The 23,831-nt window shown below is 71.8% G+C and carries 19 protein-coding genes and 1 pseudogene; 13 read left to right on the top strand and 7 right to left on the bottom strand.

All coding sequences use genetic code 11. The features are described 5' to 3' along the window. Nucleotides 1–131 precede the first annotated feature (131 nt). Genes HDA43_RS07275 through HDA43_RS07260 form a run of 4 tightly spaced genes read left to right on the top strand, consistent with a single transcriptional unit; the run spans nt 132 to nt 5,285 of the window. Nucleotides 132–1,619 (top strand): pyridoxal phosphate-dependent decarboxylase family protein, encoded by a 1,488-nt coding sequence (locus HDA43_RS07275; protein ID WP_179818966.1) that lies wholly within the window; start codon nt 132–134, stop codon nt 1,617–1,619. A gap of 29 nt (nt 1,620–1,648) precedes the next feature. Then, a complete protein-coding gene (locus HDA43_RS07270; protein ID WP_179818964.1) occupies nt 1,649–2,938 on the top strand; it encodes a lysine N(6)-hydroxylase/L-ornithine N(5)-oxygenase family protein in 1,290 nt (429 codons plus the stop codon). Continuing rightward, nucleotides 2,935–3,486 (top strand): GNAT family N-acetyltransferase, encoded by a 552-nt coding sequence (locus HDA43_RS07265; RefSeq protein WP_179818962.1) that lies wholly within the window; start codon nt 2,935–2,937, stop codon nt 3,484–3,486. The genes HDA43_RS07270 and HDA43_RS07265 overlap by 4 nt, the downstream gene beginning before the upstream one ends. Further along, on the top strand, nt 3,483–5,285 hold the full coding sequence (locus tag HDA43_RS07260; protein WP_376770458.1) for an IucA/IucC family protein: 1,803 nt from the start codon (nt 3,483–3,485) through the stop codon (nt 5,283–5,285). Before HDA43_RS07265 ends, HDA43_RS07260 begins: the two co-directional genes overlap by 4 nt. Nucleotides 5,286–5,432: 147 nt before the next feature. Here HDA43_RS07260 and HDA43_RS07255 read toward each other — a convergent pair whose 3' ends face one another. Together HDA43_RS07255 and HDA43_RS07250 are read right to left on the bottom strand one after the other, a co-directional pair. After that, entirely contained in the window at nt 5,433–7,037 is a 1,605-nt protein-coding gene (locus tag HDA43_RS07255) for a serine/threonine-protein kinase (protein WP_179818959.1), read from the bottom strand. Between the two features lie 120 nt (nt 7,038–7,157). After that, nucleotides 7,158–7,733, bottom strand: a complete 576-nt coding sequence (locus HDA43_RS07250) for a TetR/AcrR family transcriptional regulator (RefSeq protein WP_179818957.1) — start codon at nt 7,731–7,733, stop codon at nt 7,158–7,160. 76 nt (nt 7,734–7,809) lie between these two features. Here HDA43_RS07250 and HDA43_RS07245 point away from each other — a divergent pair, with 76 nt between their 5' ends. Then, nucleotides 7,810–10,347 carry an MMPL family transporter gene (locus HDA43_RS07245; protein WP_179818955.1) on the top strand — a complete coding sequence of 846 codons (2,538 nt, stop codon included), beginning with the start codon at nt 7,810–7,812 and terminating at the stop codon, nt 10,345–10,347. Between the two features lie 292 nt (nt 10,348–10,639). Here the strand turns inward: HDA43_RS07245 and HDA43_RS07240 are convergent, their stop codons facing one another. Then, on the bottom strand, nt 10,640–10,921 hold the full coding sequence (locus HDA43_RS07240; protein WP_179818953.1) for a metal-sensitive transcriptional regulator: 282 nt from the start codon (nt 10,919–10,921) through the stop codon (nt 10,640–10,642). A 300-nt stretch (nt 10,922–11,221) separates the two neighbouring features. Then, nucleotides 11,222–11,497: a heavy-metal-associated domain-containing protein gene (locus tag HDA43_RS07235; protein WP_179818952.1), complete on the bottom strand. Its 276-nt coding sequence runs from the start codon at nt 11,495–11,497 to the stop codon at nt 11,222–11,224. A 374-nt stretch (nt 11,498–11,871) separates the two neighbouring features. On the opposite strand from HDA43_RS07235, the gene bla reads away from it, so the two are divergent. Further along, nucleotides 11,872–12,876, top strand: coding sequence for a class A beta-lactamase (gene bla / locus HDA43_RS07230; protein ID WP_179818950.1), 1,005 nt, complete (start codon nt 11,872–11,874; stop codon nt 12,874–12,876). 160 nt (nt 12,877–13,036) lie between these two features. Continuing rightward, nucleotides 13,037–13,867, top strand: a complete 831-nt coding sequence (locus HDA43_RS07225; RefSeq protein ID WP_179818948.1) for an ATP-grasp domain-containing protein — start codon at nt 13,037–13,039, stop codon at nt 13,865–13,867. Between the two features lie 156 nt (nt 13,868–14,023). Here the strand turns inward: HDA43_RS07225 and HDA43_RS07220 are convergent, their stop codons facing one another. Continuing rightward, complete coding sequence (locus HDA43_RS07220; RefSeq protein ID WP_179818946.1) at nt 14,024–14,785, bottom strand: SDR family oxidoreductase; 762 nt, start codon at nt 14,783–14,785, stop codon at nt 14,024–14,026. 323 nt (nt 14,786–15,108) lie between these two features. On the opposite strand from HDA43_RS07220, the gene HDA43_RS07215 reads away from it, so the two are divergent. From HDA43_RS07215 to HDA43_RS07190, 6 genes and pseudogenes are all read left to right on the top strand, one after another. Continuing rightward, nucleotides 15,109–16,962 (top strand): ABC transporter substrate-binding protein, encoded by a 1,854-nt coding sequence (locus HDA43_RS07215; RefSeq protein ID WP_179818944.1) that lies wholly within the window; start codon nt 15,109–15,111, stop codon nt 16,960–16,962. 7 nt (nt 16,963–16,969) lie between these two features. Further along, complete coding sequence (locus HDA43_RS07210; protein ID WP_179818942.1) at nt 16,970–18,025, top strand: ABC transporter permease; 1,056 nt, start codon at nt 16,970–16,972, stop codon at nt 18,023–18,025. Then, nucleotides 18,022–18,999: an ABC transporter permease gene (locus tag HDA43_RS07205; protein WP_179818940.1), complete on the top strand. Its 978-nt coding sequence runs from the start codon at nt 18,022–18,024 to the stop codon at nt 18,997–18,999. Before HDA43_RS07210 ends, HDA43_RS07205 begins: the two co-directional genes overlap by 4 nt. Further along, nucleotides 18,996–19,952 (top strand): annotated as a pseudogene (locus tag HDA43_RS07200) (ABC transporter ATP-binding protein); the annotation flags it as partial. The gene HDA43_RS07205 and the pseudogene HDA43_RS07200, both read left to right, overlap by 4 nt. Before the next feature lie 266 nt (nt 19,953–20,218). Then, nucleotides 20,219–21,232, top strand: a complete 1,014-nt coding sequence (locus HDA43_RS07195; RefSeq protein WP_312873071.1) for an ABC transporter ATP-binding protein — start codon at nt 20,219–20,221, stop codon at nt 21,230–21,232. An 81-nt stretch (nt 21,233–21,313) separates the two neighbouring features. After that, the gene (locus HDA43_RS07190) at nt 21,314–21,499 is read left to right on the top strand and encodes a hypothetical protein (RefSeq protein ID WP_179818937.1); all 186 of its coding nucleotides are present in this window, start codon (nt 21,314–21,316) and stop codon (nt 21,497–21,499) included. A 98-nt stretch (nt 21,500–21,597) separates the two neighbouring features. Here HDA43_RS07190 and HDA43_RS07185 read toward each other — a convergent pair whose 3' ends face one another. Further along, nucleotides 21,598–22,896, bottom strand: coding sequence for a DUF2252 domain-containing protein (locus tag HDA43_RS07185; RefSeq protein WP_179818936.1), 1,299 nt, complete (start codon nt 22,894–22,896; stop codon nt 21,598–21,600). A gap of 168 nt (nt 22,897–23,064) precedes the next feature. Next, nucleotides 23,065–23,709: a class I SAM-dependent methyltransferase gene (locus tag HDA43_RS07180; protein WP_312873070.1), complete on the bottom strand. Its 645-nt coding sequence runs from the start codon at nt 23,707–23,709 to the stop codon at nt 23,065–23,067. Between the last annotated feature and the right edge of the window lie 122 nt (nt 23,710–23,831).

Genomic DNA, 23,831 nt, shown 5'->3' with positions numbered 1-23,831 from the left:
GGTTACCCTCTCCTAACTAAGGATTACCTTACTGGAGAAAGCGTGAAGGTTGATCCACTCGTACGCCCGCCACCGTCCAGCCGATCCGGCCGCCGCCACCTGATCCCTCGTAACCCACGGAGGAAGACCTGATGCCCCCCGCCGCCCGCGAGCATCTGCTCACCAACGCCACGGCCGATCGGTACCTGCGCACGGTCACCGACGGCGCGGCCCGTGTCGCCGCCCGGATCGCCGGGGCCGATCGGCCGTTCACCGGGATCGCCCCGGAGCACCTCGCCCTGGAGGTCGCCACGGTCGACCTCGACCGGCCCCTGGGCGACGCGGCCGCCGCCCTGGACGAGCTGAACGACGTGTACCTGCGCGACGCGGTGTACTTCCACCACCCCCGCTACCTGGCCCACCTCAACTGCCCGGTGGTGATCCCGGCGTTGCTGGGCGAGACGGTGCTGGCCGCGGTCAACTCCTCGCTGGACACCTGGGACCAGAGCGCGGGCGGCACGCTGATCGAGCAGCGTCTGATCGACTGGACCGCCCGACGGGCCGGCCTCGGCCCGCTCGCCGACGGGGTCTTCACCAGCGGCGGCAGCCAGTCCAACCTGCAGGCCCTGCTGCTGGCCCGGGAGGAGGCACTCGCCGCGTCCGGACCACCGCGCGCGGAGACACTGCCCCGGCTGCGCGTCCTCGCCTCCGCCGCCGGCCACTTCAGCGTGCAGAAGTCGGCGAAGCTGCTCGGCCTGGCCCCCGACGCGGTCGTCACCGTCGAGGTCGACGCGGACCGGCGGATGCGCCCGGCCGCGCTCGACCGAGCGTTCGAGCGCTGCCGCCGTGACGGCCTCACCGTCATGGCCGTGGTCGCCACCGCCGGCACGACCGACTTCGGCTCGATCGACCCGCTGCCGGAAATCGCCCGGCGCTGTGCGGCGGCCGGCGCCTGGCTGCACGTCGACGCCGCGTACGGATGCGGGTTGCTGGTCTCACGCACCCGCCGCCACCTGCTCGACGGCATCGAGCGGGCCGACTCGGTCACCGTGGACTACCACAAGTCGTTCTTCCAGCCGGTCAGCTCCAGCGCGCTGCTGGTGCGCGACGGCCGCGCCCTGCGGCACGCCACCTACCACGCCGACTACCTCAACCCCGAGCGGACGGTGGCCGAGCGCATTCCCAACCAGGTGAACAAGAGCCTGCAGACCACCCGCCGCTTCGACGCGCTCAAGCTGTGGATGACCCTGCGCGTCATGGGCGCCGACGCGATCGGTGAACTCTTCGACGACGTGGTGGACCGTGCCGCGGCCGCCTGGAGTCTGCTCAGCGAGGATCCCCGCTTCGAGGTCGTCACCCGCTCGCAGCTGAGCACCGTTGTGTTCCGCTACCTGCCGACCGGGCCGGGGCGCGCGTACGCCGACGAGGCCAACCTGCACGCCCGGGCGGCGCTGGCCGCCTCCGGTGACGCGGTGGTCGCGGGCACCACGGTCGACGGCCGGCACTTCCTCAAGTTCACCCTGCTCAACCCCGAGACGACGATCGACGACATCGCCGCCGTCGTGGAACTCGTCGCCGAGCACGCCGACCGGTACGTCGAACGTGCGATCGGCCCGATTCCCGCCTGCACCGCCTCGTGACCCGCCACTCGACCACCGGGAGACCCGCCATGCCGACCCACGACTTCATCGCGATCGGGCTCGGCCCGTTCAACCTGGGGCTGGCCTGCCTGACCGAGCCGATCGCCGAACTGGACGGGCTGTTCCTGGAGGCCCGCCCGCGGGCGGACTTCGGCTGGCACACCGGGATGGTGATGGACGGCACGCACCTGCAGACACCCTTCCTCTGCGACCTGGTGACCCTCGCCGACCCGACGTCGCCGTACTCGTTCCTCAACTACCTCAAGCAGTCCGGGCGCCTCTACCCCTTCTACATCCGGGAGGACTTCTATCCGCTGCGCAGCGAGTACAACAACTACTGCCGCTGGGTCGCGGACCGGCTGAGCAACGTGCGTTTCGGCCAGGCCGTGACCGAGGTGCGCTACGACGACCGGGACGGGCTCTACGTCGTCCGGGCCGGCGAGCGGCACACGTACCGCGCCCGGCGTCTCGTCCTCGGGACCGGGACGCAGCCGCACATCCCGGAGGCCTGCCGGCACCTCGGCGGCGACGTGGTGCACAACTCGGCGTACCTGACGCACCGCGACGCCCTGCGCCGCAAGCGCAGCATCACCGTCGTCGGCAGCGGGCAGAGCGCCGCCGAGGTCTACCACGACCTGCTCGGCACCATCGACACCGACGGATACCAGCTCAACTGGATCACCCGGTCGCCGCGGTTCTTCCCGCTGGAGTACACGAAGCTGACGCTGGAGATGACGTCACCGGACTACATCGACTACTTCCACGCGCTGCCCGAGCCGACCCGGTACCGCCTGGAGAGCGAGCAGAAGGGACTGTTCAAGGGGATCAGCGCCGAACTGGTCAACGCCATCTACGACCTGCTGTACGCCAAGAGCGTCGACCGGCCGGTGCCCACCCGGCTGCTGACCAACACCGCGCTGACCGGCGCCGCCCACGACAGGGCCACCGGCACGTACACCCTGGATCTGCGCCACGAGGAGCAGGGGCGCGAATTCACGCTGACCACCGAGGCCCTGGTGCTGGCCACCGGATACCGGCACACCGCACCGGCGTTCCTGGAGCCGATCAGAGACCGGATCCGGTGGGACGCGGCCGGCCGCTACGACGTGGCCCGCAACTACAGCATCGACGTCACCGGCCGCGGCATCTTCGTGCAGAACGCCGGCACGCACACGCACAGCGTCACCTCGCCGGACCTCGGCATGGGCGCCTACCGCAACTCGTCGATCGTGCGTGAGCTGCTCGGCCGCGAGCACTACCCGATCGAGAAGAGCATCGCCTTCCAGGAGTTCGGCGCGCCGGCGGGGGTGCCGGCATGACCGCCGCCTTCGTTCACGGCGAGTACTCGCTGCGCCCGCTCGACGTCGAGGCCGACATCGGGCTCCTGCACCGCTGGGTGACGCACCCCAAGGCGGTGTACTGGATGATGCAGGACGCCGACGTGGCCGACGTCGCCGCCGAGTACCGGCGCATCGCCGCGCACCCGCACCACGAGGCGTACCTGGGCCTGTACCGCGGTGAGCCGGCGTTCCTGGCCGAACGCTACGACCCCCGGCACGTCGAGCTGGTCGGACTGTACGAGCCCGAGGACGGCGACATCGGCATGCACTTCCTCACCGCGCCGGCCGGGACGCCGGTGCACGGCTTCACCCGCGCGGTGATCACCACCGTGATGGCCTGGCTCTTCGCCGACCCCGCCGTGCGCCGGGTGGTCGTCGAACCCGACATCCGCAACACCGCCGTACACGCCCTCAACGCCGCCGTCGGCTTCACCGCCGTCGGCCCGATCACCAAGCCCGAGAAGACCGCACTGCTCAGCGTATGCACCCGCGCGCAGTTCCTCGCCGCCACCGGAGTACCCACGTGATCAACGCCGCCATCGCCCACCTCGTCCCCGCGCACTGGGAGCGCGCCAACCGGCTGCTCGTGCGCAAGGCGCTCGCCGAGTTCGCCCACGAGCGGCTGCTGACCCCGGTCCCCGACGGCGACGGCTTCTCGGTCCGCGGCGACGACGGCGCGGTGGAGTACCGGTTCACCGCCCGCATGTACGCCCTCGACCACTGGGAGATCGACGCGGACGGCATCACCCGGCACCGGGCCGGCGCCGAACTGCCGCTGGACGCGCTGGACCTCTTCCTCGACATGCGCGGCGCACTCGGACTGCGCGACGAGATCCTGCCGGTGTACCTGGAGGAGATCACCGCCACCCTGGCGAGCAGCGCCTGGAAGCTCGGCCACCGCACCCGGTGCGCCCGGGAACTGGCCACCGCCGACTTCCAGGCCATCGAGTCCGGGATGACCGAGGGACACCCCGGCTTCGTCGCCAACAACGGCCGGATCGGCTTCGGCGTCGACGACTACCACCGGTACGCGCCGGAGGTGGCGGCGCCGGTCCGGCTGGTCTGGCTGGCCGCACACCGCGACCACGCCACGTTCACCTGCAGCGCGGACACCGACTACGACCGCCATGTCCGCGACGAGCTCGGCGCGGACACCGTCGCCGCGTTCGCCGCCACCCTGGCCGACCTCGGCCTCGACCCGGCCGACTACCTGCTCCTGCCGGCGCACCCGTGGCAGTGGTGGAACAAGCTGTCGGTGACCTTCGCCGGCGAGCTCGCCACCCGCCGGCTGGTCTTCCTCGGCCGCGGACCCGACGAGTACGTGGCCCAGCAGTCGATCCGCACCTTCTTCAATGTCTCCGATCCGGCGCGGCACTACGTCAAGACCTCCGTGTCGGTGCTGAACATGGGCTTCATGCGCGGACTGTCCGCGGCGTACATGCAGGCCACCCCCGCCATCAACGACTGGCTGGCGGAGCTGGTCGCGGGCGACGAGGTGTTCCGGGCGAGCGGGCTCACCATCCTGCGCGAACGCGCCGCGATCGGTTACCGGCACCGGCGGTTCGAGGCGGCCACCGACCGCTACTCGCCCTACCGCAAGATGCTCGCCGCGCTGTGGCGCGAGAGCCCGGTGCCGGCGCTGCGGCCCGGCGAGCGGCTCGCCACCATGGCCTCGCTGCTGCATGTCGACCAGCAGGGCCATTCCCTGGCCGCGGCGCTCATCGAACGCTCCGGGCTGCCGCCACGGGTATGGCTGCGCCGCTACCTGGACGCCTACCTCACCCCGCTGCTGCACGCGTTCTACGCGTACGACCTGGCGTTCATGCCGCACGGCGAGAACGTCATCCTGGTGCTCGCCGACGACGCGGTGAACCGAGTGATCTTCAAGGACATCGCCGAGGAGATCGTCGTCATGGACGCCGACGCGCCGCTGCCCGAGGCCGTGGAGCGCATCCGCGCCGACGTGCCGGAGGACATGCGGCTGCTGTCCATCTTCACCGACGTGTTCGACGGTTTCCTGCGCCACCTCAACGTCATTCTCGCCGAACGGGAGCTGCTCACGCAGGAGGAGTTCTGGGGCACGGTGGCCGAATGCGCTCTCGCGTACCAGGGACGCGCCACCCACCTGGCCGATCGATTCGCCCGCTACGACCTGTTCGCAGCGGAGTTCGCGCTGTCCTGCCTCAACCGGCTCCAGTTGCGCGACAACCAGCAGATGGTGGACCTCGCCGACCCGTCGGCCGCGCTGCAACTGGTCGGCACGCTGCGCAACCCGATCGCCGCCTTCGCACCCCGGCGGACGGACACGGTCCCGGCCGCGTCGTGACCGTGTCCCCCGCACCGGCGCGGCAGCGGTGCCGGTGCGGGGGACGCGTCACGGCGGTGCCGATCCGCCTCTCGCGTCGCGACGCCGCCTGACCGGTGCGCACGGCGGTCAGGCCGGACCGCCGACCTGCCCCGGGCTCCGGGCGCGCTAGTCGTCGTCCTCGTCAGAGGAGCGGTCCCTGGGCGCGTCGAGGCCGGCGCCGCCGAGGAACGCGGTCAGGGGGCCGTCGGCGAGCCTGCCCTTGCTACGGGCCTTCAGCAGGTCCCGCCCCGCCTCCTGGATCTTCCTGCCCGCCTCCCGGGCCTTGCCCTCGGCGAGCTTGCGGGACGCCTCCCGGATCCTGTGGTGCGTCCTGCGCGCCAGGCGCGGGTCGATGCCGCCGCGCTCCTGCTGGGCGGTCACGGCCCGGTCGAAGGCCGCCAGCCAGGCACGCGGATCCCGTACGGCGGGCCGGGCCGGGGCCGCCGTACGGGTCGGCATGGGCGTCGGCGTGGGGGCCGGCCGTACCGTGGGCGGGGTGGCCGGGGCCGGGGTGGCGGAGGGCTCCCGCTCGCGGACCGGTTCCACGGGGGCGGCGGCGGACACGGTGGCGGTGGCGGTCCCGTCGGAGTCGGACGAGCCCGAGAACAGGGTCGCCGCCCCCACGGTGGCGATCACGATGGCCACGAGGGCCGCGCCGACCTGAAGGAGGAGCCGCCGGTCCCCTCTCGGCCCGGCGGACCGGCCGGGCCGTACGGCGGGCGGAGCGACGGGCGGGACCGGCGGGGCCGCGAACACGGTGGTGTCGCCCGCGCGGGCCGCCACCGGGGGATCGGCCGGGTGGGCGCCGGACGGGGCGGGCGGTGCCGGGAAGGCGGGCCGTACGGGGGGACCGGCCGGGCGGGCGGCCGGGGCGGCGGGGCGGGCCGGGGGGCGGGCCGGGGGGCGGACCGAGCGGGCGATGCCGTCCAGGACCTGGCGCACCTGCTCGGCCCCGGCGGGCCGCTCGCCCGGGTTCTTGGCGAGCATGGCCATGACGAGCCGTTCCAGCTCGGCGGGGACGTCCGGCCGGTGGACGCCGAGCGGGTCGGGGGAGCGGTGGACGTGCTGGTGGACCAGCTCGGGCACCGAGCCGGTGAACGGCGGGTGCCCGCACAGCAGCTCGTAGGCGACGCAGCCGAGCCCGTACAGGTCGGAGGCCGCCTCCCCGCCGGACTCGCCGATCTGCTCGGGCGCGAGGTAGGCGGCGGTGCCCACGATGGTGCCGGTCGTGGTCGGCCGGGCGGCCTCGCCGGCGATGCGCGCGAGACCGAAGCCGACGACCTTCAGCGTGCCGTCACCGCTCAGGTGGAGGCTGGCGGGCTTGACGTCGCGGTGCACCACCCCGGCGCGGTGCGCCGCCGCCAGCCCCGCCGCGGCCTGGGCGAGCAGGAGGCAGGTCTCGGCCACCGGCAGCGGGCCGCGGGCCGCCAGTTCGGCGGCGAGGTCGCGGCCGGTCAGCAGCTCCATGACCATGAAACGGCGGTTCGCCTCCTGGCCGACGTCCAGCAGGGTGACCGTGTTGGGGTGCACGATCTGCGCCGCCGCCCGTATCTCGCGGGCGAACCGCTCGGCCGCGGCGACACCGCCGGTCGACGGGTCGAGGATCTTGACGGCGACCGCCACGTCGAGCCGGTGGTCGTATCCCCGCCACACCTCGGCCACGGCGCCCCGGCCGATCCGCTCCACGAGCCGATACCGCCCCACGATCAGATCCGGCGTCACATCCGGCATACCCGCCCCTACTGACTCCGTCCCGGCAACTCGGGCCAACCTTACGGGTGCCCCGGTCGTCGCGGGGACGGCTCGGGGACGCGGGTGACGCCCGCACGCGTCATGACCTGGGCCGCGCGGTCAGTCCGGCGGCACCAGAAGGGCGTCGACGAGCCGTACGGCGTCCGCGCTCTCCCCGGGGCGCCCGCTGAGGGCCTTGACGATCATGGCGCCCACCAGGGCCTCGCCCAGTTCCGTGACGGGCGCGTCGCCGCGCAGCTGGCCGGCCTCGACCCCCGTGGCGAGGCGCGCGGCGAGCGAGGAGTCTCCGCCGAGGCTGTCCCGCAGCCGGCCGCCGATCTGCTCGTTCGCCGTCGCGGCGGCGATCAGCGAGATCATCAGCCCGCGCCCGTCCGGCTCCTGAAGAAGCTGGAAGAGCTGCTCCAGCCACGCGATGAGATCGGCGCGCAGATCTCCGGTGTCGGGGATCGTCAGCCGGGACGGCAGCAGCATCCCGTCCAGGAGGCAGTCCGCCACGAGGTCGCTCTTGGCCGGCCACCAGCGGTAGATCGTCTGCTTGCTCACTCCCGCCTCGGCGGCGATCCCTTCGATCGACAGGTGCTCATAGCCCCGCTGGGCGAACAGGCTCGCGGTCGCCTGAAGGATCGCCAGTCGCGCGCTTTCGCTGCGGGGCGCCCCGCGACGTTGGTTCGGCATGGCCCTCATGCTAACAAATTCACCAATACGGTGCGTTGCGTATTACTATTCCCGGGAACTTTGAAGGGACGAATACATGGCCGAACTCCTCTACCGGCTGGGCAGGGCCGCCGCACGGCGCGCGTGGATCACGATCGGCGCGTGGGTGGCGCTGCTGATCCTGGCCGGCGTGAGCTTCGCGGCCGGTTCCGGAACGCTGACCTCGAACTTCGACATCCCCAACACGGCCTCGTCGAAGGTCATCGACGAGCTCAGCGACACGCTCCCCGACTTCGCCGGGGCGTCCGGCACCGTCGTGTTCCACACCGCCGACGGCTCGGCGTTCACCCGGGAGCAACAGGGGCGGATCAGCGCACTGGTCGCGGAAGCCGACGGCCTCAAGGGCGTCGCGCAGGTCGTCGACCCGTTCGAGACCGAGCGGCAGCGGGCGGACCAGGAGCGGAAACTCGCCGACGGCAAGAGGCAGATCAAGGACGGCCGCGCCCGGCTGGACGACGGCCAGTCGCAGCTGGACGCCGGTGCGAAGCAGCTCGCGGACGCCCAGGCCCGGCTCGACGCGGCGCGCAAGCAGATGAAGGCGGCGGGCGCGCCGGCGCAGCGGCTCGCGGCGCTCGACGCGCAGCAGAAGCTGCTGGACAAGCAGAAGGCGACGCTCGCGAAGCAACAGAAGAAGATCGACGATTCGCGTGCCGAGCTCAAGGGGAACGACGAGGAGCTCGCGCTCGGCGAGCGACTGCTCACCCACGCGTCGAAGATCCGCATGGTCTCGGAGGACGGCTCCGCCGCCCGGGTGACGATCGCGTTCACCGAGCCCCGCATGGAGCTGGCCCCCGAGACGAAGGACGGGGTCATCGACCACTTCACGTCGAAGCCGATCGACGGTGTCGGGGCCGACTTCTCCACCGACATCGCGCAGGGCGTCCCGCAGATCATCGGCGTCGGCGAAGCGGTCGGCGTCGTGATCGCCGCGGTCGTCCTGCTCGTCATGCTCGGCAGCGTCGTGGCCGCGTCGTTCCCGATCGTCACGGCGCTCGTCGGCGTGGCCACCGGTGTCCTGGCGGCCCTCGCCTTCTCGGGCATGGTGCAGATGGCCTCGGTGACCCCGGTCCTCGGCGTCATGCTGGGCCTGGCCGTCGGGATCGACTACTCGCTGTTCATCGTCAACCGCCACCGCAAGCAGCTGCTGCAGGGCGTCGGCGTCCACGAGTCCATCGGTCTCGCCAACGGCACCGCCGGCAACGCCGTCGTGTTCGCCGGGTCGACCGTGATCGTCGCCCTGCTCGCGCTCAACATCACCGGCGTCCCGTTCCTCGGCTTGATGGGCACGGTCGGCGCCGCGTGCGTGCTGATCGCCGTACTCGTCGCGATCACGCTCACGCCCGCCCTGCTCGGACTCACGGGCATGCGCGTGCTCTCCCGCGGGAACCGTGAACGCGTGCCGGCGGCTCCGGCCGCTGCGGATGCCGCGCCGTCCGCCGTGCCGGCGGGCAAGCCCGTCAAGCCCATGCCGACGTGGCGTGCGATCGTGACGGCCTTCGTCTCGGTGGCCGCCCTGCTCGTCGTCGCGATCCCGGTCCTGTCCATGCGGCTCGGCCTTCCCGACGGTTCGTCCGAACCGAACGGGTCGACCACGAACACGGCCTTCACCGTCACCGAGCGCGAGTTCGGCGCGGGTGCGAACGGGCCGCTCATCGTGGTCGCCACCCTCCCGGCCGCGGTGCCGGACGACGACCTCACCGCGGCCGAGGTGACCATCGCGGACGCCCTCGCGGATCTCGACGACATAGCCGCGGTCGCCCCCGCCGGCGTGTCCGACGGCAAGACGGTCATGGCGTTCCAGGTCGCGCCCTCCGAAGGGCCGAACAGCGAATCGACCGAGCAGCTCGTCCGTGACCTGCGCACGATGAAGCCCATCTTCGTGGAAGCCGTGAACGGCGACGCATCGCTCGGGGTGGCGGGCCAGGCGGCGATCAACATCGACATCTCCGAAAGCCTCGCGGACGTCCTGCCGCTGTACCTCACGATCGTGGTCGGCCTGTCGCTTCTCATCATGATCGTGGTCTTCCGCTCGTTCCTGGTGCCGCTGGTCGCGACCGGCGGGTTCATCCTGTCGCTGCTGGCGACCTTCGGCGCGGTCGTCGCCGTGTTCCAGTGGGGCTGGTTCGCCGGCCCGCTCGGCATCGACGGGGTCGGCCCGATCCTGAGCTTCCTGCCGGTGATCCTGGTCGGCATCCTGTTCGGCCTCGCGATGGACTACCAGTTGTTCCTCGCCTCCGGCATGCGCGAGGCGTACGTGCACGGGTCACCGGCGCGTCTCGCGGTCATGCAGGGCCTGCGCGCCGGCCGCTCGGTGGTCATAGCGGCGGGCATCATCATGGTGGCGGTGTTCGGCGGGTTCGTGTTCAGCGAGTCGATCATCATCCGCTCGGTCGGGTTCGGCCTGGCCTTCGGGGTGCTCCTGGATGCGTTCATCGTGCGGCTGCTGCTGATGCCGGCGCTCATGCATCTGCTCGGAAAGTCGGCCTGGTGGATCCCGAAGTGGCTCGACCGGATCATGCCGAACGTGGACGTCGAGGGCGCGGCGCTCGAACGGCGGCACCCCCTCCACCACTGAGGCGTGTCCCGCCCGGTATCGCACCCGGGGCGGCCGGGCACTTCCCCCTGATACGCGGACACCCTGGTCTCCAGATCATGGAGACCAGGGTGTCTTCTCATTTCCATGAAGTCCCGCTCGGCCGAGCTCGAAGTCGTGGAACGTCGAAACGGCATTCCGCGAACAACGGCTGACGGTTCTTCTCATGCCATGGAGTCAGGCCGCATCACCCCGAAGGCGCTGTGAGGCCGTCCGGTTCCGACACGCCCGGATCACCGCGCCACGGAGAGCGCGGCCGGGGTGATCGGGCGCGTCAGGAGCGGACGAGACGGGCGACGGCGTCGGAGGCTTCCTTGATCTTGGCGTCGGCCTCGCCGCCGCCCTTGGTGATCGCTTCGGCGACGCAGTGCGCCATGTGCTCTTCGAGCAGTTCCAGGGCGAACGCCTGGAGCGCTCTGTTGGCGGCCGAGACCTGGGTGAGGATGTCGATGCAGTACTTGTCCTCATCGACCATCCGCTGCAGTCCGCGGACCTGTCCCTCGATCCGGCGCAGCCGCCTGAGGTGGTCTTCCCTGGTTCCCGTGTATCCGGCCATCTCCCCGCCCCCGCTCTGAGGTCCGTCGTCCCTACCGAACACCTTACCCACCCGGGGTATTTCGCGGGCCTGCCACCGCCGACGGCGGGCCCGCTCGCCGTCACTCCCATCCACGCCGATACGGGTCTCCCGCATCGGCGGCGAGGTCGGTGCGGCGCCCGCCACCGCCACGACGGCCGCGCCGGCGAAGGCGTAGGCGTCGAAAACCCAGGGGACGGGTGCGATGTCGAATCGGGCCGGTCCCGCGGGTGGGCGTGCATGCCGGTGCACGCCCACCGCCTTCTTCCGGGGCCCGCTCCTCTAGGACCGGCTCGCCAGCGCGTAGCCCGCCTGCTCCACCGCGGCCCGGATCTCCTCGTCGGTGAATCCCGAGCCGTTGACGGTGACCGAGCCGGTGGGGAGATCGACGGCCACGCCGGTGACACCGCCGACCTTGCCGATCTCACCGGAGACCGACGAGACGCAGTGCCCGCAGGTCATCCCGCTCACCGAATAGGTCTTGCCGTCCGCCGTGCCCACCTCGACGGGCACCTCGGTCCGAGCGGTCTCCGTGCCGCACGCGCATGCAGTGCACATGTCCGTCCTCCTTCTCTTTTACCCCCAGGGGGTATCTTCGGGCGAGACTGTAACATACCCATAGGGGGTTTGTCTTTCCCGGTTCACTTCCGCGGGGGAGCCGGGCGGGGGTCGTCCGGCCGGTCCCGCCCCGCCGTCGCCGCGCCTCTCGGGCCGGGGCCGCGGCGGACGCGTCGCCTGCCGGAGCCGGGCGGGTCGAGGACGCGCCGCGGGAGCCGCGTCACCCCGGCCGTCCATGATCGTCTTCTTGGTAGGCCTGGCCTGGTCTTATATCGGTCTCGGTATCGATGTCGCGGTCATACGAATATTGGACATCCACCGGCCCCCTCTGGTGTGCTCGCAGCTCCGTTGTTGTCGAGAGCTAAGGACGCGGAATGCGACCCCTGCACACCCGGCGTTTCCCCGCGGCGCTGAAGACCGCCGCGCTGACCGTCTCCGTTCTGGCGGGTGGCACGATCTACGGCCCGGGCACGGCCACGGCGGCCGTGCAGACCTCCGCCGCGGCCGTCCACGCACCGACGGCGCAGGTCCGGTACGACCGGCAGGCCGCCGCGCCGTCCGGCCAGGCCGAGGCCGGTCGCCGGCTGCGCGCGCTGGAGGCGTCGTTCGACGGCCGCATCGGCGTCTACGCCGTCGACACGGCCACCGGGAAGAAGATCACCTACCGGGCCGGGGAGCGTTTCCCGCTGCTGTCCACTTTCAAGGCGGTGGCCGCCGCCGCGGTGCTGAACAAGGCCCGCACGGCCGAGCCCGGACTGATGGACAAGGTCGTCCACTGGACGCAGGACGAGGTGAAGGAGAACTCGCCGGTCACCGAGGACCACGTGGAGGACGGGCTGACCGTCGCCGAGCTGTGCGAGGCGGCCATCACCCAGAGCGACAACACGGCCGGCAACATGCTGCTGAAGCAGATCGGCGGCCCGGCCGGACTCACCCGGTACTTCCGCACCCTCAAGGACCCGATCTCCCGCCTGGACCGCTGGGAGACCGAGCTGAACATCTGGAGTCCAAAGGAGAAGCGGGACACCACCACCCCCGCGGCCATCGCGGCCGACCTGCGCGAGCTGACGCTCGGTGACGCGCTGAACGCCAAGGACCGGGCGCGGCTGAACGGGTGGCTGCGCGCGAACAAGACCGGTGACAAGCGCATCCGCGCCGGGCTGCCCAAGACCTGGACCATCGGCGACAAGACCGGCGCGAGCTCGTACCACGGCTCGACGAACGACATCGCCGTCGTCTGGCCGGAGAACGCCAAGGCCCCGCTGGTGATGGCGATCTACACCACCCACCGGGCCGCCAAGGCGCCCAACGACGACCAGGCCGTCGCCGGCACCGCGACCATCGTCGCCGAGGCCCTCGGCAAGCTCCCCAAGAGCTGATCCGGGCTCGGCGAACGTCGCCTTCCGGCCCAGGCCGCACCCGTCGGCCGCCTCTGTCGCCTCTGCCGCCTTCCGGACCAGGCGTCACCAATTCTGTAGAAATGCTCGGTTTTATGTAATGTTCATACGGTTCTTTGATCACTTACGTATGGGACATCAAGTGAGCGTTTCTGCGGCCTATGTGACATTCGCCGATCCGGACGGGATGGACGACGAGAAGGAGACCGCTCTCGCGGCCTGGGCCGAGGCCGGGATCACCGGGCGCGTCGTGCGCTGGGACGATCCCGAGGCGGACTGGGCCGGCTTCGACGCCGTCGTGGTCCGTTCCCCCTGGGACTACATCGACCGCCGCGAGGAGTTCCTCGGCTGGGCCCGTCGCGTCGAGCGGGTCACCCGGCTGCTGAACCCGGTCGCCGTGCTGGAGCGCAACACCGACAAGACCTACATGCGGGACCTGGACGCGCCCTTCATCCCGACTCACTGGATCGGGCCGGGTGAGACACCCGACCTGCCGGTCCTGGACGAGTACGTGGTCAAGCCCGCCGTCTCGGCCGGGGCGCGCGACACGATCAGGACCCGCGACCGCGGCAAGGCCGAGGCCCACGCCGCCCGGATCGCCGCCGAGGGCCGGACCGCGATGGTCCAGCCGTACCTGGACATGGTCGAGGCCGAGGGGGAGACCTCGCTGCTGTACTTCGGCGGCCGGTTCAGCCACGCCGTACGGCGCAGCGCGGCGCTGGCCGCCGGGTCCGCCACCGATCGGCAGAACAGCCGGGCCGAGCTGCGCGACCCCGCGGCCGACCAGGTCGCGCTGGCCGAACGGGTGCTCGGTGAGCTGCCGGACCTGCTCTACGCCCGCGTCGACATGGTCCGCCTGGCCGACGGGACCCCGGTCCTCATCGAGCTGGAGCTGACCGAGCCCTACCTGTTCCTGCGCTACGCGCCCGGCGCCGCCGAGCGCCTCGCCCGCGCCCTCGCCGACGCGATCTGACCCGCCCGCCGCGCCCCGCGCGGTCCTGGCGGGAAGGCTCGACGCGGCGCGCGAGCGGTCCGGGGAGGGAACCGATACGGCGTGCGCCCCGGCGCAGTGGGGCGCACGCCGTACGGGGCTCATCTCGGCGTCGTCGCCGCCGGCGGCGGGAGCGGGTCAGCCGTGCGCGGTGATCCCGCCGTCCACCGGGATGACCGTCCCGGTCAGGTAGGCCCCCGCCCGCGAGGCGAGGAAGATCGCGGTACCGGCCATGTCCTCGGGGGTGCCGATGCGGCCGAGCGGCACGTGCGACTCGATCGCCGAGCGGGTCGCCGGGTCGTTCAGCGCGAACGCCATCATCTTCGACTCGAACGGCCCGGGCGCGATGGCGTTGACCGTGATCGAGTCCGCGGCGAGCCGCTGGGACAGGTGCCGGGTCAGCATGTGGACGGCCGCCTTGGTCGCCGAGTAGGCGTAGGTCTCCATGGCCGGGACGCGGATGCCGTCCACGGAACCGACGTTGATCACCCTGGCCGGGTCGCCGGGGCTCGCGGCGGCGCGCAGCAGCGGCAGGAACCGCCGGGTCAGGCCGAACACGCCCTTGACGTTGATCCCCCAGAGCTTGTCGAAGGCCGCCTCGGGATACTCCTCAAGGGGCGCGCCCCAGGTGGCGCCGGCGTTGTTGACCAGCACGTCCAGCCGCGACTCGCGCGCCGAGACCGCCTCTGCCAGCGCGGCGGCGCCGTCCTCGGTGGACAGGTCGGCCGGTACGGCGACGCAGCCCAGCTCGGCGGCGGTCTTCTCCGCCTCGGCGGCCTTGCGCGAGGAGATGTAGACGGTGGCCCCGGCCCGCACGAAACCCGCCGCGATCATGCGGCCGATGCCCCGGGAGCCGCCGGTGACGACGACCGTCTTGCCTTCCACGGAGAACAGAGTCATGTTCTGCAGCATGCCGTACCGGCGGCTTCACCGTCCACGCGGCCCCGCCCCGCCTCCCGTGCCGCCGGGAGGGTGCGAGGGTCGCGCGGGACGCCCCTTCCGGGCCGTGTCGAACGCCCTTTCCGGGCCGTCCGTCGTCGCTTCCCACAGTCACCCGTGCGCCGTCAAGCCCCGTCTCACCGGGGGTTCGGGCCGTGACTGAAAAGAAATATCACGCCAGGAAACGAGAGTGAAACAATCTTCCACCATTCGTTGACACGCGCCGTCCCTATGGTGTGCCTTCTTCTACAACGATTCACCGGTTCGAAGGTGGGACAGAAACGATGACCAGATTGGGCGGGCGCCTCGCGGCGCTGGGCGTGGCGCTGGTGATGGCCACACTCCCCGCTGCGCAAGGGCAGGCGCAGACACAGGCCACTCGGGCGCAGACCGTACAGCAGAAGGCTCCCGCGGCCGGAAAGAAGATCGTCCGCATCGGCGCGACGCAGGCCGTCGACTCGATGAGCCCGTTCCTGGCGGTCCGGCTGGTCTCCTCGTCGGTCCACCGGTGGATCTACAGCTACCTCACGGTCCCCGACCCCAAGACGCTGGAGCCGAGCCCCGAGCTGGCCGAGTCGTGGGAGACCTCCGACGACAAGCTGACGTGGACCTTCAAGATCCGCGACACCAAGTGGTCCGACGGCCAGCCGGTCACCGCGCAGGACGTCGCGTGGACGTTCAACACGATCATGACGAACGACGCGGCCAAGCAGGGCAACGGCCCGGCCGTGGAGAACTTCGAGAGCGTCACCGCCACCGACGACCGGACCCTGGTCATCAAGACCAAGAAGCCGCAGGCGTCGATGCTGGACAACCCCATCCCGATCGTGCCCAAGCACGTCTGGGAGAAGGCCGGCGACCCCGGCCAGTTCCAGAACGACCAGTACCCGATCGTCGGCTCCGGCCCCTTCATCGCGGTCGAGCACAAGAAGGACGCCTACGTCAGGCTTGAGGCCAACCCCAACTACTGGCGGGGCAAGCCCAAGATCGACGAGCTGGACGTCGTCTTCTACGAGAACCCCGAGGCCGCCATCACCGGCCTGAAGAAGGGCGACATCGACCTGATCGGCCGCCTGGACGCCCCGCAGTACGAGGCGCTCAAGGGCGACCCGAACATCGTGCAGTGGAACGGCAACGGCCGCCGGGCCGCCTACCTCCAGATCAACCACGGCGCCACCACGATCGACGACAAGCCGGTCGGCGACGGCCACCCGGCGCTGAAGGACCCGAAGGTCCGCCAGGCCATCCACTACGCGATCGACAAGCAGGCCCTGGTCGACCAGGTGCAGAACGGCCTGGCCGTGCCCGCCGACGGGTCGATCATCCCGCCGATGTACAAGGACTTCTTCTGGCAGGCCGAGGGTGACGAGAAGGTCACCTTCGACGTCGCCAAGGCCAACCAGATCCTCGACGACGCCGGCTACAAGAAGGGTTCGGACGGCGTCCGGACCATGCCCGACGGCAAGCGCAAGCTGGAGATGCGGTTCAGCATCCACACCGACGTCCCCGTCGAGGAGAAGCTCGCCCAGTACCTCACCGGCTGGTTCAAGCAGATCGGCATCACGCTGACCACCAGGAAGCTCGACTCGACCAAGTTCACCGAGGAGACCGGCTTCACCGGCCTGTTCGACATCGCCATCAGCGGCTGGTCGGTCAACCCCGACCCCGAGGAGATCCTCGCCACCCACCTGTGCAGCCGCAGGCCCACGGCCAGTGGCGACGGCGGCGGCACCGAGTCGTTCTACTGCAACCCCGACTACGAGAAGCTCTACCAGGAGCAGCTCAGCGAGCTCGACCGCGCCAAGCGCGCCGAGGTCATCAAGAAGATGGAGAAGCAGCTCTACACCGACGCCCCGGTGATCGCCCTCTACTACCAGAACGACCTGGAGGGCTACCGCAAGGACCGGATCTCCAACATCACCCCGATGCCGGAGGACAAGGGCCTCTTCTACGGCGCCAGCGGCCACTGGCCGATCTACTCGCTGGACGCCCCGGCCCCGGCGGCCGCGGGTTCCGCCGGTGACGGCGGCTCCAGCACCGGCCCGATCATCGGCGGCGTCGTGGCCGTCGTGGTCATCGGCGCCCTGGGCTTCTTCCTGGCCCGCCGCCGCCGTTCCGTCACCGACGACCGCGAGTAGCGTCTCGATGACGGCACCTCTCGACACGGAGCCCGCCGCCGCGACCGCGGCGGCGGGCCCCGCCATGGAACGCAGCGCCCATCGGGGGGTGCTGCGCTACGCGCTGACGAAACTCGGCGGGGCCCTGCTCAGCATCGGCATGGTCATCGTCGCGACGTTCTTCCTGTTCCGGCTGATCCCCGGCGATCCCGCGATCGCCTACACGCGTGACGTGCCGCTCAGCCCGGACCAGCTCGACCTGCTGCGCCGCCAGATGGGCCTGGACAAGCCCCTGATGCAGCAGTTCCTCGACTTCGTGCTGCGGACCCTGCGCCTGGACTTCGGCACCTCCTACGAGTACCGGCGCCCGGTCCTCGACCTCATCGGCGAGCGGCTGGGTCCCACGCTGGTGCTGGTCGGCACCGGCCTGGTCATCTCGGTCAGCCTGGGCCTGTGGCAGGGCACCCGGGCGGCGTGGAAGCACGGCAGCCGGTTCGACCGGATGTCCACCGGCGTCTCGCTCGTGCTGTGGTCGGTGCCGACGTTCTGGCTCGGCCTGCTGCTGCTGATGGTCTTCGCCGCCGGCATCGGCCCGATCCCGGGGATCTTCCCCACCCGCGGCATGGAGGGCGTGGACGCGCCCGACGGCCTGGCCTACATCCCGCACGTCGCCATGCACCTGGTGCTGCCGTGCCTGACCCTGGTCGCCGTGGTCTACGCCCAGTACCTGCTGGTCATGCGGTCCTCGCTGCTGGACGAGATCGGCCAGGACTACGTGACCACCGCCCGCGCCAAGGGCCTGCGCGACGACCAGGTGCGCCGCCGGCACGCGGTGCCCAACGCGCTGCTGCCGACCATCACGCTGGTGTTCATCAACATCGGCTTCGTCGTCGGCGGGGCGGTGTCGGTGGAGACCGTCTACTCCTGGCCGGGCCTGGGCCTGCTGTTCTACGAGGCCATCAAGGGCCCGGATTTCGCCGTCATGCAGGGGACGTTCATCGTGGTGTGCACCGCCGTGATCATCATGAACACGCTCGCCGACGTGGCCTACCGCGTCCTGGACCCGAGGGTGAGGTCGGCGTGAGCACTCCGAACACCGCGAACCCGGGGAACACCGGAAGCACCGGGAACCCGGGCGGCGGAAGCACGACCGGCGCGGGGAACACGGCCGGCACCGCCGGCTTCGCCAGGGCCCGCCGCAGGCTCGCACTGGCGCGCTTCTGGCGCGAGTACCGCCGCCAGCGCGCCGGACTGTACGGCGCGGCGATCCTGATCGTGGCCGTCGTCCTGGCCCTCCTGACCCCGCTGCTCACCGACTCCGCCGGACTCGACGTCACCCAGGCGACCGGCGCGAAGATGGCCCCTCCGAGCCTGGAGTTCCCGTTCGGCACCGACGAGTCGGGCCGGTCGGTCCTGCTGATGGTGCTGTGGGGCTCGCGGGTCTCGCTGCTCGTCGGCTTCCTGGCGGCGCTGCTCAGCATGGTCATCGGCACGGTGGTCGGCATCGCGGCCGGCCACTTCCGGGGCTGGACCTCCGCCGTGCTGATGCGGATCACCGACTGGTTCCTGGTCCTGCCCTCGCTCGTGCTGGCCCTGGTGCTCGCGGCCATCCTCGGCGGCAGCATCGCCACGATCATCGTGGCGATCGGCGTGACGTCCTGGGCGTCAACGGCCAGGCAGATCCGGGCGCAGACGCTGTCGGTGGAGGCCAGGCCGTACATCGAGCGGTCCCGGGCGCTGGGCGCCGGGCACTGGCACGTCATGACCCGCCACGTGCTGCCGAACGTCGCCCCGCTGGTGCTGGCCAACACCACCCTCCAGGTGGCGCACGCCATCGTCACCGAGTCGACGCTGGCCTTCCTCGGCGCCTCCTCCGGCCAGGTGTCGTGGGGCGGCCTGCTGCGCGGCTCCTACGACTGGGGCGCCGCCACCGCCGGGGCCTGGTGGTACATCCTCGCGCCGGGTCTGTGCATCGTCGCGGTCGTGATGGCGTTCACGCTGTGCGGCCGGACACTGGAGGCCGTACTCAACCCACGCCTGCGGGGAGTTTCCCGATGAGCCTGCTTCAGCTTCGCGACGTCTCGGTGACCTACCGGGTCGCCTCCGGCGAGGTGCCGGCCGTACGGGGGGTCTCCCTGGACCTCGCGGCCGGCCAGGCCCTCGGCGTCGCCGGGGAGTCGGGGTCGGGCAAGTCGACGCTGGCCATGGCCCTGCTGCGGCTGCTGCCCCGCGACGCCCGGGTGACCGGCGAGATCCTGCTCGACGGCGAGGACGTCCTCACCATGAAGTGGGGACGGCTGCGCGCGGTCCGCTGGGCGTCGGCGTCGGTCGTCTTCCAGGGGGCGCAGCACGCCCTGAACCCGGTGCGCCGCATCGAGGAGCAGATCGCCGAGCCGTTGCTGGTGCACGGCAAGGCCACCGCCGCCCAGGCCCGGCGCAGGGTCGCCGAGCTGCTGGAGCAGGTCGGCCTGCCCGCCTGGCGGGGCCGCAACTACCCGCACGAGCTGTCGGGCGGGCAGCGCCAGCGCGTGATGATCGCCATGGCGCTGGCCTGCTCGCCGCGCCTGATCATCGCCGACGAGCCGACGACCGCGCTGGACGTGATGATCCAGGCGCAGGTGCTCACACTGATCCGCTCGCTCATCGCCGAGCACGGCATCAGCATGATCATGATCTCGCACGACCTGTCGGTCCTGGCCTCCATGTGCGACCGGCTGGCCGTCATGTACGCGGGCCAGGTGGTGGAGCACGGGCCCTCGCGGGAGGTGTTCGCCGGCGCCCGCCACCCCTACAGCCGCGCGCTGTCGGCGGCCTTCCCCACGGTCGGCGACCCCGCCTCCCGGCTGGCGCCCCGGGGCCTGGCCGGCGACCCGCCCGACCCCATGCACCTGCCGTCCGGCTGCTCCTTCCACCCGCGCTGCGACGTCGCCCTGCCCTCCTGCGCGTCGCGGCCGATCGAGCTGTGGCCCGCCGGGGAGGAGCGCCGGGCCGCGTGCGTGCACGTCCTGCCGGACCCGGCGCTGCCCGAGGACCTACCGGCGGGCTCCGGGGAGGTCCCGGACGGCCCCGAGGACCTTTCGAACGGTCCCGGAGGACGCGCGGACGGCCCCGGGGACCTTTCGGCCGGTCCCGGGGAGCCGCCGAACGGGGCGCACGCCGTACCGGCCGGCGCCGGCGGAGGCGGCGTGGAGATCGGCACGGGGACCGGCGCGGGAGAGCAAGGCGCCGACGCCGTCGAGCACGACATTCCGGTCATGCGACCGGCGAAGGAGGTCCAGTGAACGGGCGAAGCGGCGGCACGGACGCCGAGACCCCCCTGCTGGAGGCCCGTGACCTGCACGTGGAGTTCAACGCGCGCGGACGGCGCGCCCGCGCGGTGGACGGGGTCAACCTCGCCGTCGGCCGGCGGGAGATCGTCGCCCTGGTCGGCGAGTCCGGCTGCGGCAAGACGACCCTGGCGCGCACCCTGCTCGGGCTGGAGCGCCCCACCTCCGGTGAGGTCCGCTACGACGGCGCCCCGCTGAACTACTCCTCGCGGGCCCTGAAGGCCTACCGGCGCGAGGTACAGCTGGTGCTCCAGGACCCGATGGGGTCGCTCAACCCCCGGCACACCGTCTACGAGGCGGTGGCCGAGGGACCGCGCATCCACGGCATGGCCGACGAGCACGAGCGGGTCGTCTCGGCGCTGTCCCGGGCCGGGCTGCGCCCGCCCGAGCGGTTCCTGCAGTCCTACCCGCACGAGCTGTCGGGCGGCCAGCGCCAGCGCGTCGTCATCGCCGGCGCGCTGGCCCTCGACCCCGGGGTGCTGATCGCCGACGAGCCGGTGGCCTCGCTGGACGCCTCGGTGCGCGGGGAGATCCTCGCCCTGCTGCTGCGGCTGCGCGACGAACTGGGCCTGTCGGCGCTGGTCGTCACGCACGACCTCGGTCTGGCCTGGAACATCGCCGACCGCGTCGCGGTGATGTATCTCGGCCGGATCGTCGAGGCCGGGCCCGTCGAGCAGATCCTGACCTCGCCGTCGCACCCCTACACCCAGGCGCTGCTGTCGGTGCTGCCGGAGTCGCCCGAGCCCGTGGTGCTGGGCGGCGAGCCGCCGGACCCGACCCGCATCCCCGGCGGCTGCCGCTTCCACCCGCGCTGCCAGGTCCTCGCCTCCGGCGCGGCGGCCGAGGCGGGGGTGGACGGGCGGTGCAGGTCCCAGCTCCTGGACATCCTGCCCGCCGCGCCGTCGTCGGGGGAGGCCCACGTGGCCTGCCACTACGCGGAGGCCACCACCCCGGCCCGCTCCTGACGCCCGCGCCCTCCGAGCCCGCCGGGACATACACCGGCTCCCGGCGGGCACATCCTCCCCGCACGAGGAGGAGGGGAGCACATGTCACAGCCAGAGGAGAACAGGTCGCTCGCCGACCGGCGGGACGATCCCGAGGCGTACGCCGAGCCCGACATCGCGGGCGAGTTCACCACGTCGGAGACCGATCCGGCGGGCCAGCCGGAGTCCGACCCCGACGAGCACGTCTACGGGGAGGCCGAGGGCTACGAGAGGCCGACCGAGACCTGACACGGCCTTCGGCCCGGCGCGGCCCGGCCTGACACGGCTGCCCGTGCGGCCCGCCGTACGGACGTCCGGAGCGTCCGGGGCGGGCCGCGCCGGCGCGGTCAGAGGCCGGGGAGACGGCCGTTGCGGAAGAGATCCACGAAGAGCTGGTGGTCGGCCCTGGCCCGCGCGCCGTAGGCGTGCGCGAAGCCGACGAGCATGGCGGTGAAGCCGACGGCGTCGCCGCCGATCACCGCGACGATCGCGTCCTCGGTGGAGAAGTCGACCAGGTCGTGGCTGGACTCGTCGTCGGCCACCGAGTGCATGCGGGCCACCGCCCGGCCCAGGTCCCCGATCACCGAGGCGAGGTCCTCGGGCTCGTTGACGTCGCCCCAGTCGAGGTCGGCGGAGTAGGGGGAGACCTCGGCCACGAGCTGGCCCACGCCGTTCAGCGTGGTGTGGCCGAGCCAGGGGTCGGCGTACGCCTGCAGGGCCCGCTGCGACTCGGCCGTACGGTGGCCCTGGTGCCTGAAGTAGCCGCTCACCCGCTCGTCGGTGATGTACCGGGCGACCGCCGGGACCTGCGCCTGCTTCATGTAGAGGATGACGTCGTTCTCCAGGGCCTGGGTGTGGCCCTCCAGCAGCATGTTGTACGACGGCAGTCCCGCCGAGCCGATGCCGACGCCCGTGCGGAGCGCGAAGTCCTTGATCCTGTGCTCGACCGGCGAGACCGTGGGCAGCGTGGTCAGGTAGTCGCGGAAGGCCGCCTCCACCGCCTGCCGGGTCTCGTCGTCGATGGGGCGGCGACCCTCCATCACGGCGAACCTGCGGTCGAAGTCCTCGACGGTGGTCTCGGCGTCCAGCAGCGACACCCGCGTGTTCAGCCGGGCGAGCTGCAGCACCCGGTGGAGCACCCCGGTGGTGGTCTCCAGGGTCAGCGAGCCGATCGCGTCGTCCCCGCCCTCGGAGATGGCGGTCAGCTCGGCCAGGTAGGCGTGGGCGAAGCCGGTCACCAGGCCGGTGATCGCCTCGTCCGACAGGGCCTTGGCGTACCCGATGAGCGCGACGCTGGCCGCGAACCGCTTGAGATCCCAGACGTAGGGGCCGACGTACGCCTCGTCGAAGTCGTTGACGTTGAAGACCAGGACGCCCGAGGCGTTCATGTAGGTCCCGAAGTTCTCGGCGTGCAGGTCACCGTGGATCCACACCCGCCTCGTCCGCTCGTCGAGGAACGCGTCGTCGGCGAACGCCCCCGTCATGTCCGCGTAGAACAGGGCCGCGCTGCCGCGGTAGAAGGCGAAGGGGGAGGCGGCCATCTTCCGGAACTTGCGCCGGAAAGCGGCGGGGTCGCGCTTCATGGCGTCACCGAACTCGGTGACCAGCACGTCGAGGATGTGGGCCGAGCGCCCATCGTCGGTCATGGCGCGCACGATAGGGGGAACGGGAAAGCCCCGCCAACCCGGGGTGCCGGCATCCTGGAACCGCGAGGTCACGGGCGGGTACGGGACGCCGGAACGGGCCGGATGCGACGAGGGATGCGAGCCGGACGCGGCGGGACGGGTCCGATCCGGCGCCGGTCCGGACGGAGGTCAGCCGGCGGGCGGGGCCGAGGCCGTACCGAGAACGAGGACGGAGATCGGGGTGGGGATCCCGGCGAAGACGAACCGGTCCAGCGCGGTGATGGTGAACCCGGCCGCCCGGACGGCCGCGGCGCTGTCCCGGCCGGTGTGGCAGCCGCCCGCCAGCCGGGGCCAGACCGTCGCGTCCAGCACGCGCTGGACGCGGGCCAGGCCGGGGGAGTCGGCGCGCACGTGCTCCAGGAAGCGCAGCCGCCCGTCGGGGACGAGCACCCGGCGCACCTCCCGCAGTCCGGCCACCGGGTCGGGCAGCGAGCACAGCACCAGCGACGCCACCGCGGCGTCGAAGCTCCGGTCCCGGGCGGGAAGCCGGTCGGCCAGCCCGGCGACCACCTCGACCGGGACCGGAGCCCGGCGCGCGGCCCGCGCGGCCCGGCGGCGCAGCTCCGGCTCCGGCTCGACGGCGAGCACGCCGGTCACGGCCGGCGGGTAGTGGGCGAAGTTCAGGCCGTTCCCCGCCCCGACCTCGATCACCCGGCCGGACAGCCCGGCCAGCAGCTCCCGGCGGCGTTCGGCCAGGCCGAGCCGCTCCAGCACCTCGCTGACGCCGGTGTAGCAGCGCGCGAAGACGGGGTGCCGCACCGCCGTCCCGCTCACCGCCCCACCTCCGTCCCGCTGTCCTGCTTCTCCGGTCCTCGCCCGCCGCGGCTCGGCCCCTCCGCTCCCCATACCCCGGATGTCCCGGACGCGTCCTGCTCCGCTCCCCACGTCTCCGTCGC

It is taken from the genome of Streptosporangium sandarakinum, from assembly GCF_013409935.1.
Taxonomy (GTDB): domain Bacteria; phylum Actinomycetota; class Actinomycetes; order Streptosporangiales; family Streptosporangiaceae; genus Streptosporangium; species Streptosporangium nondiastaticum.
The sequence above is the reverse complement of the archived record's forward strand: the minus strand, read 5'-3'. Positions and strand labels throughout refer to the sequence as shown.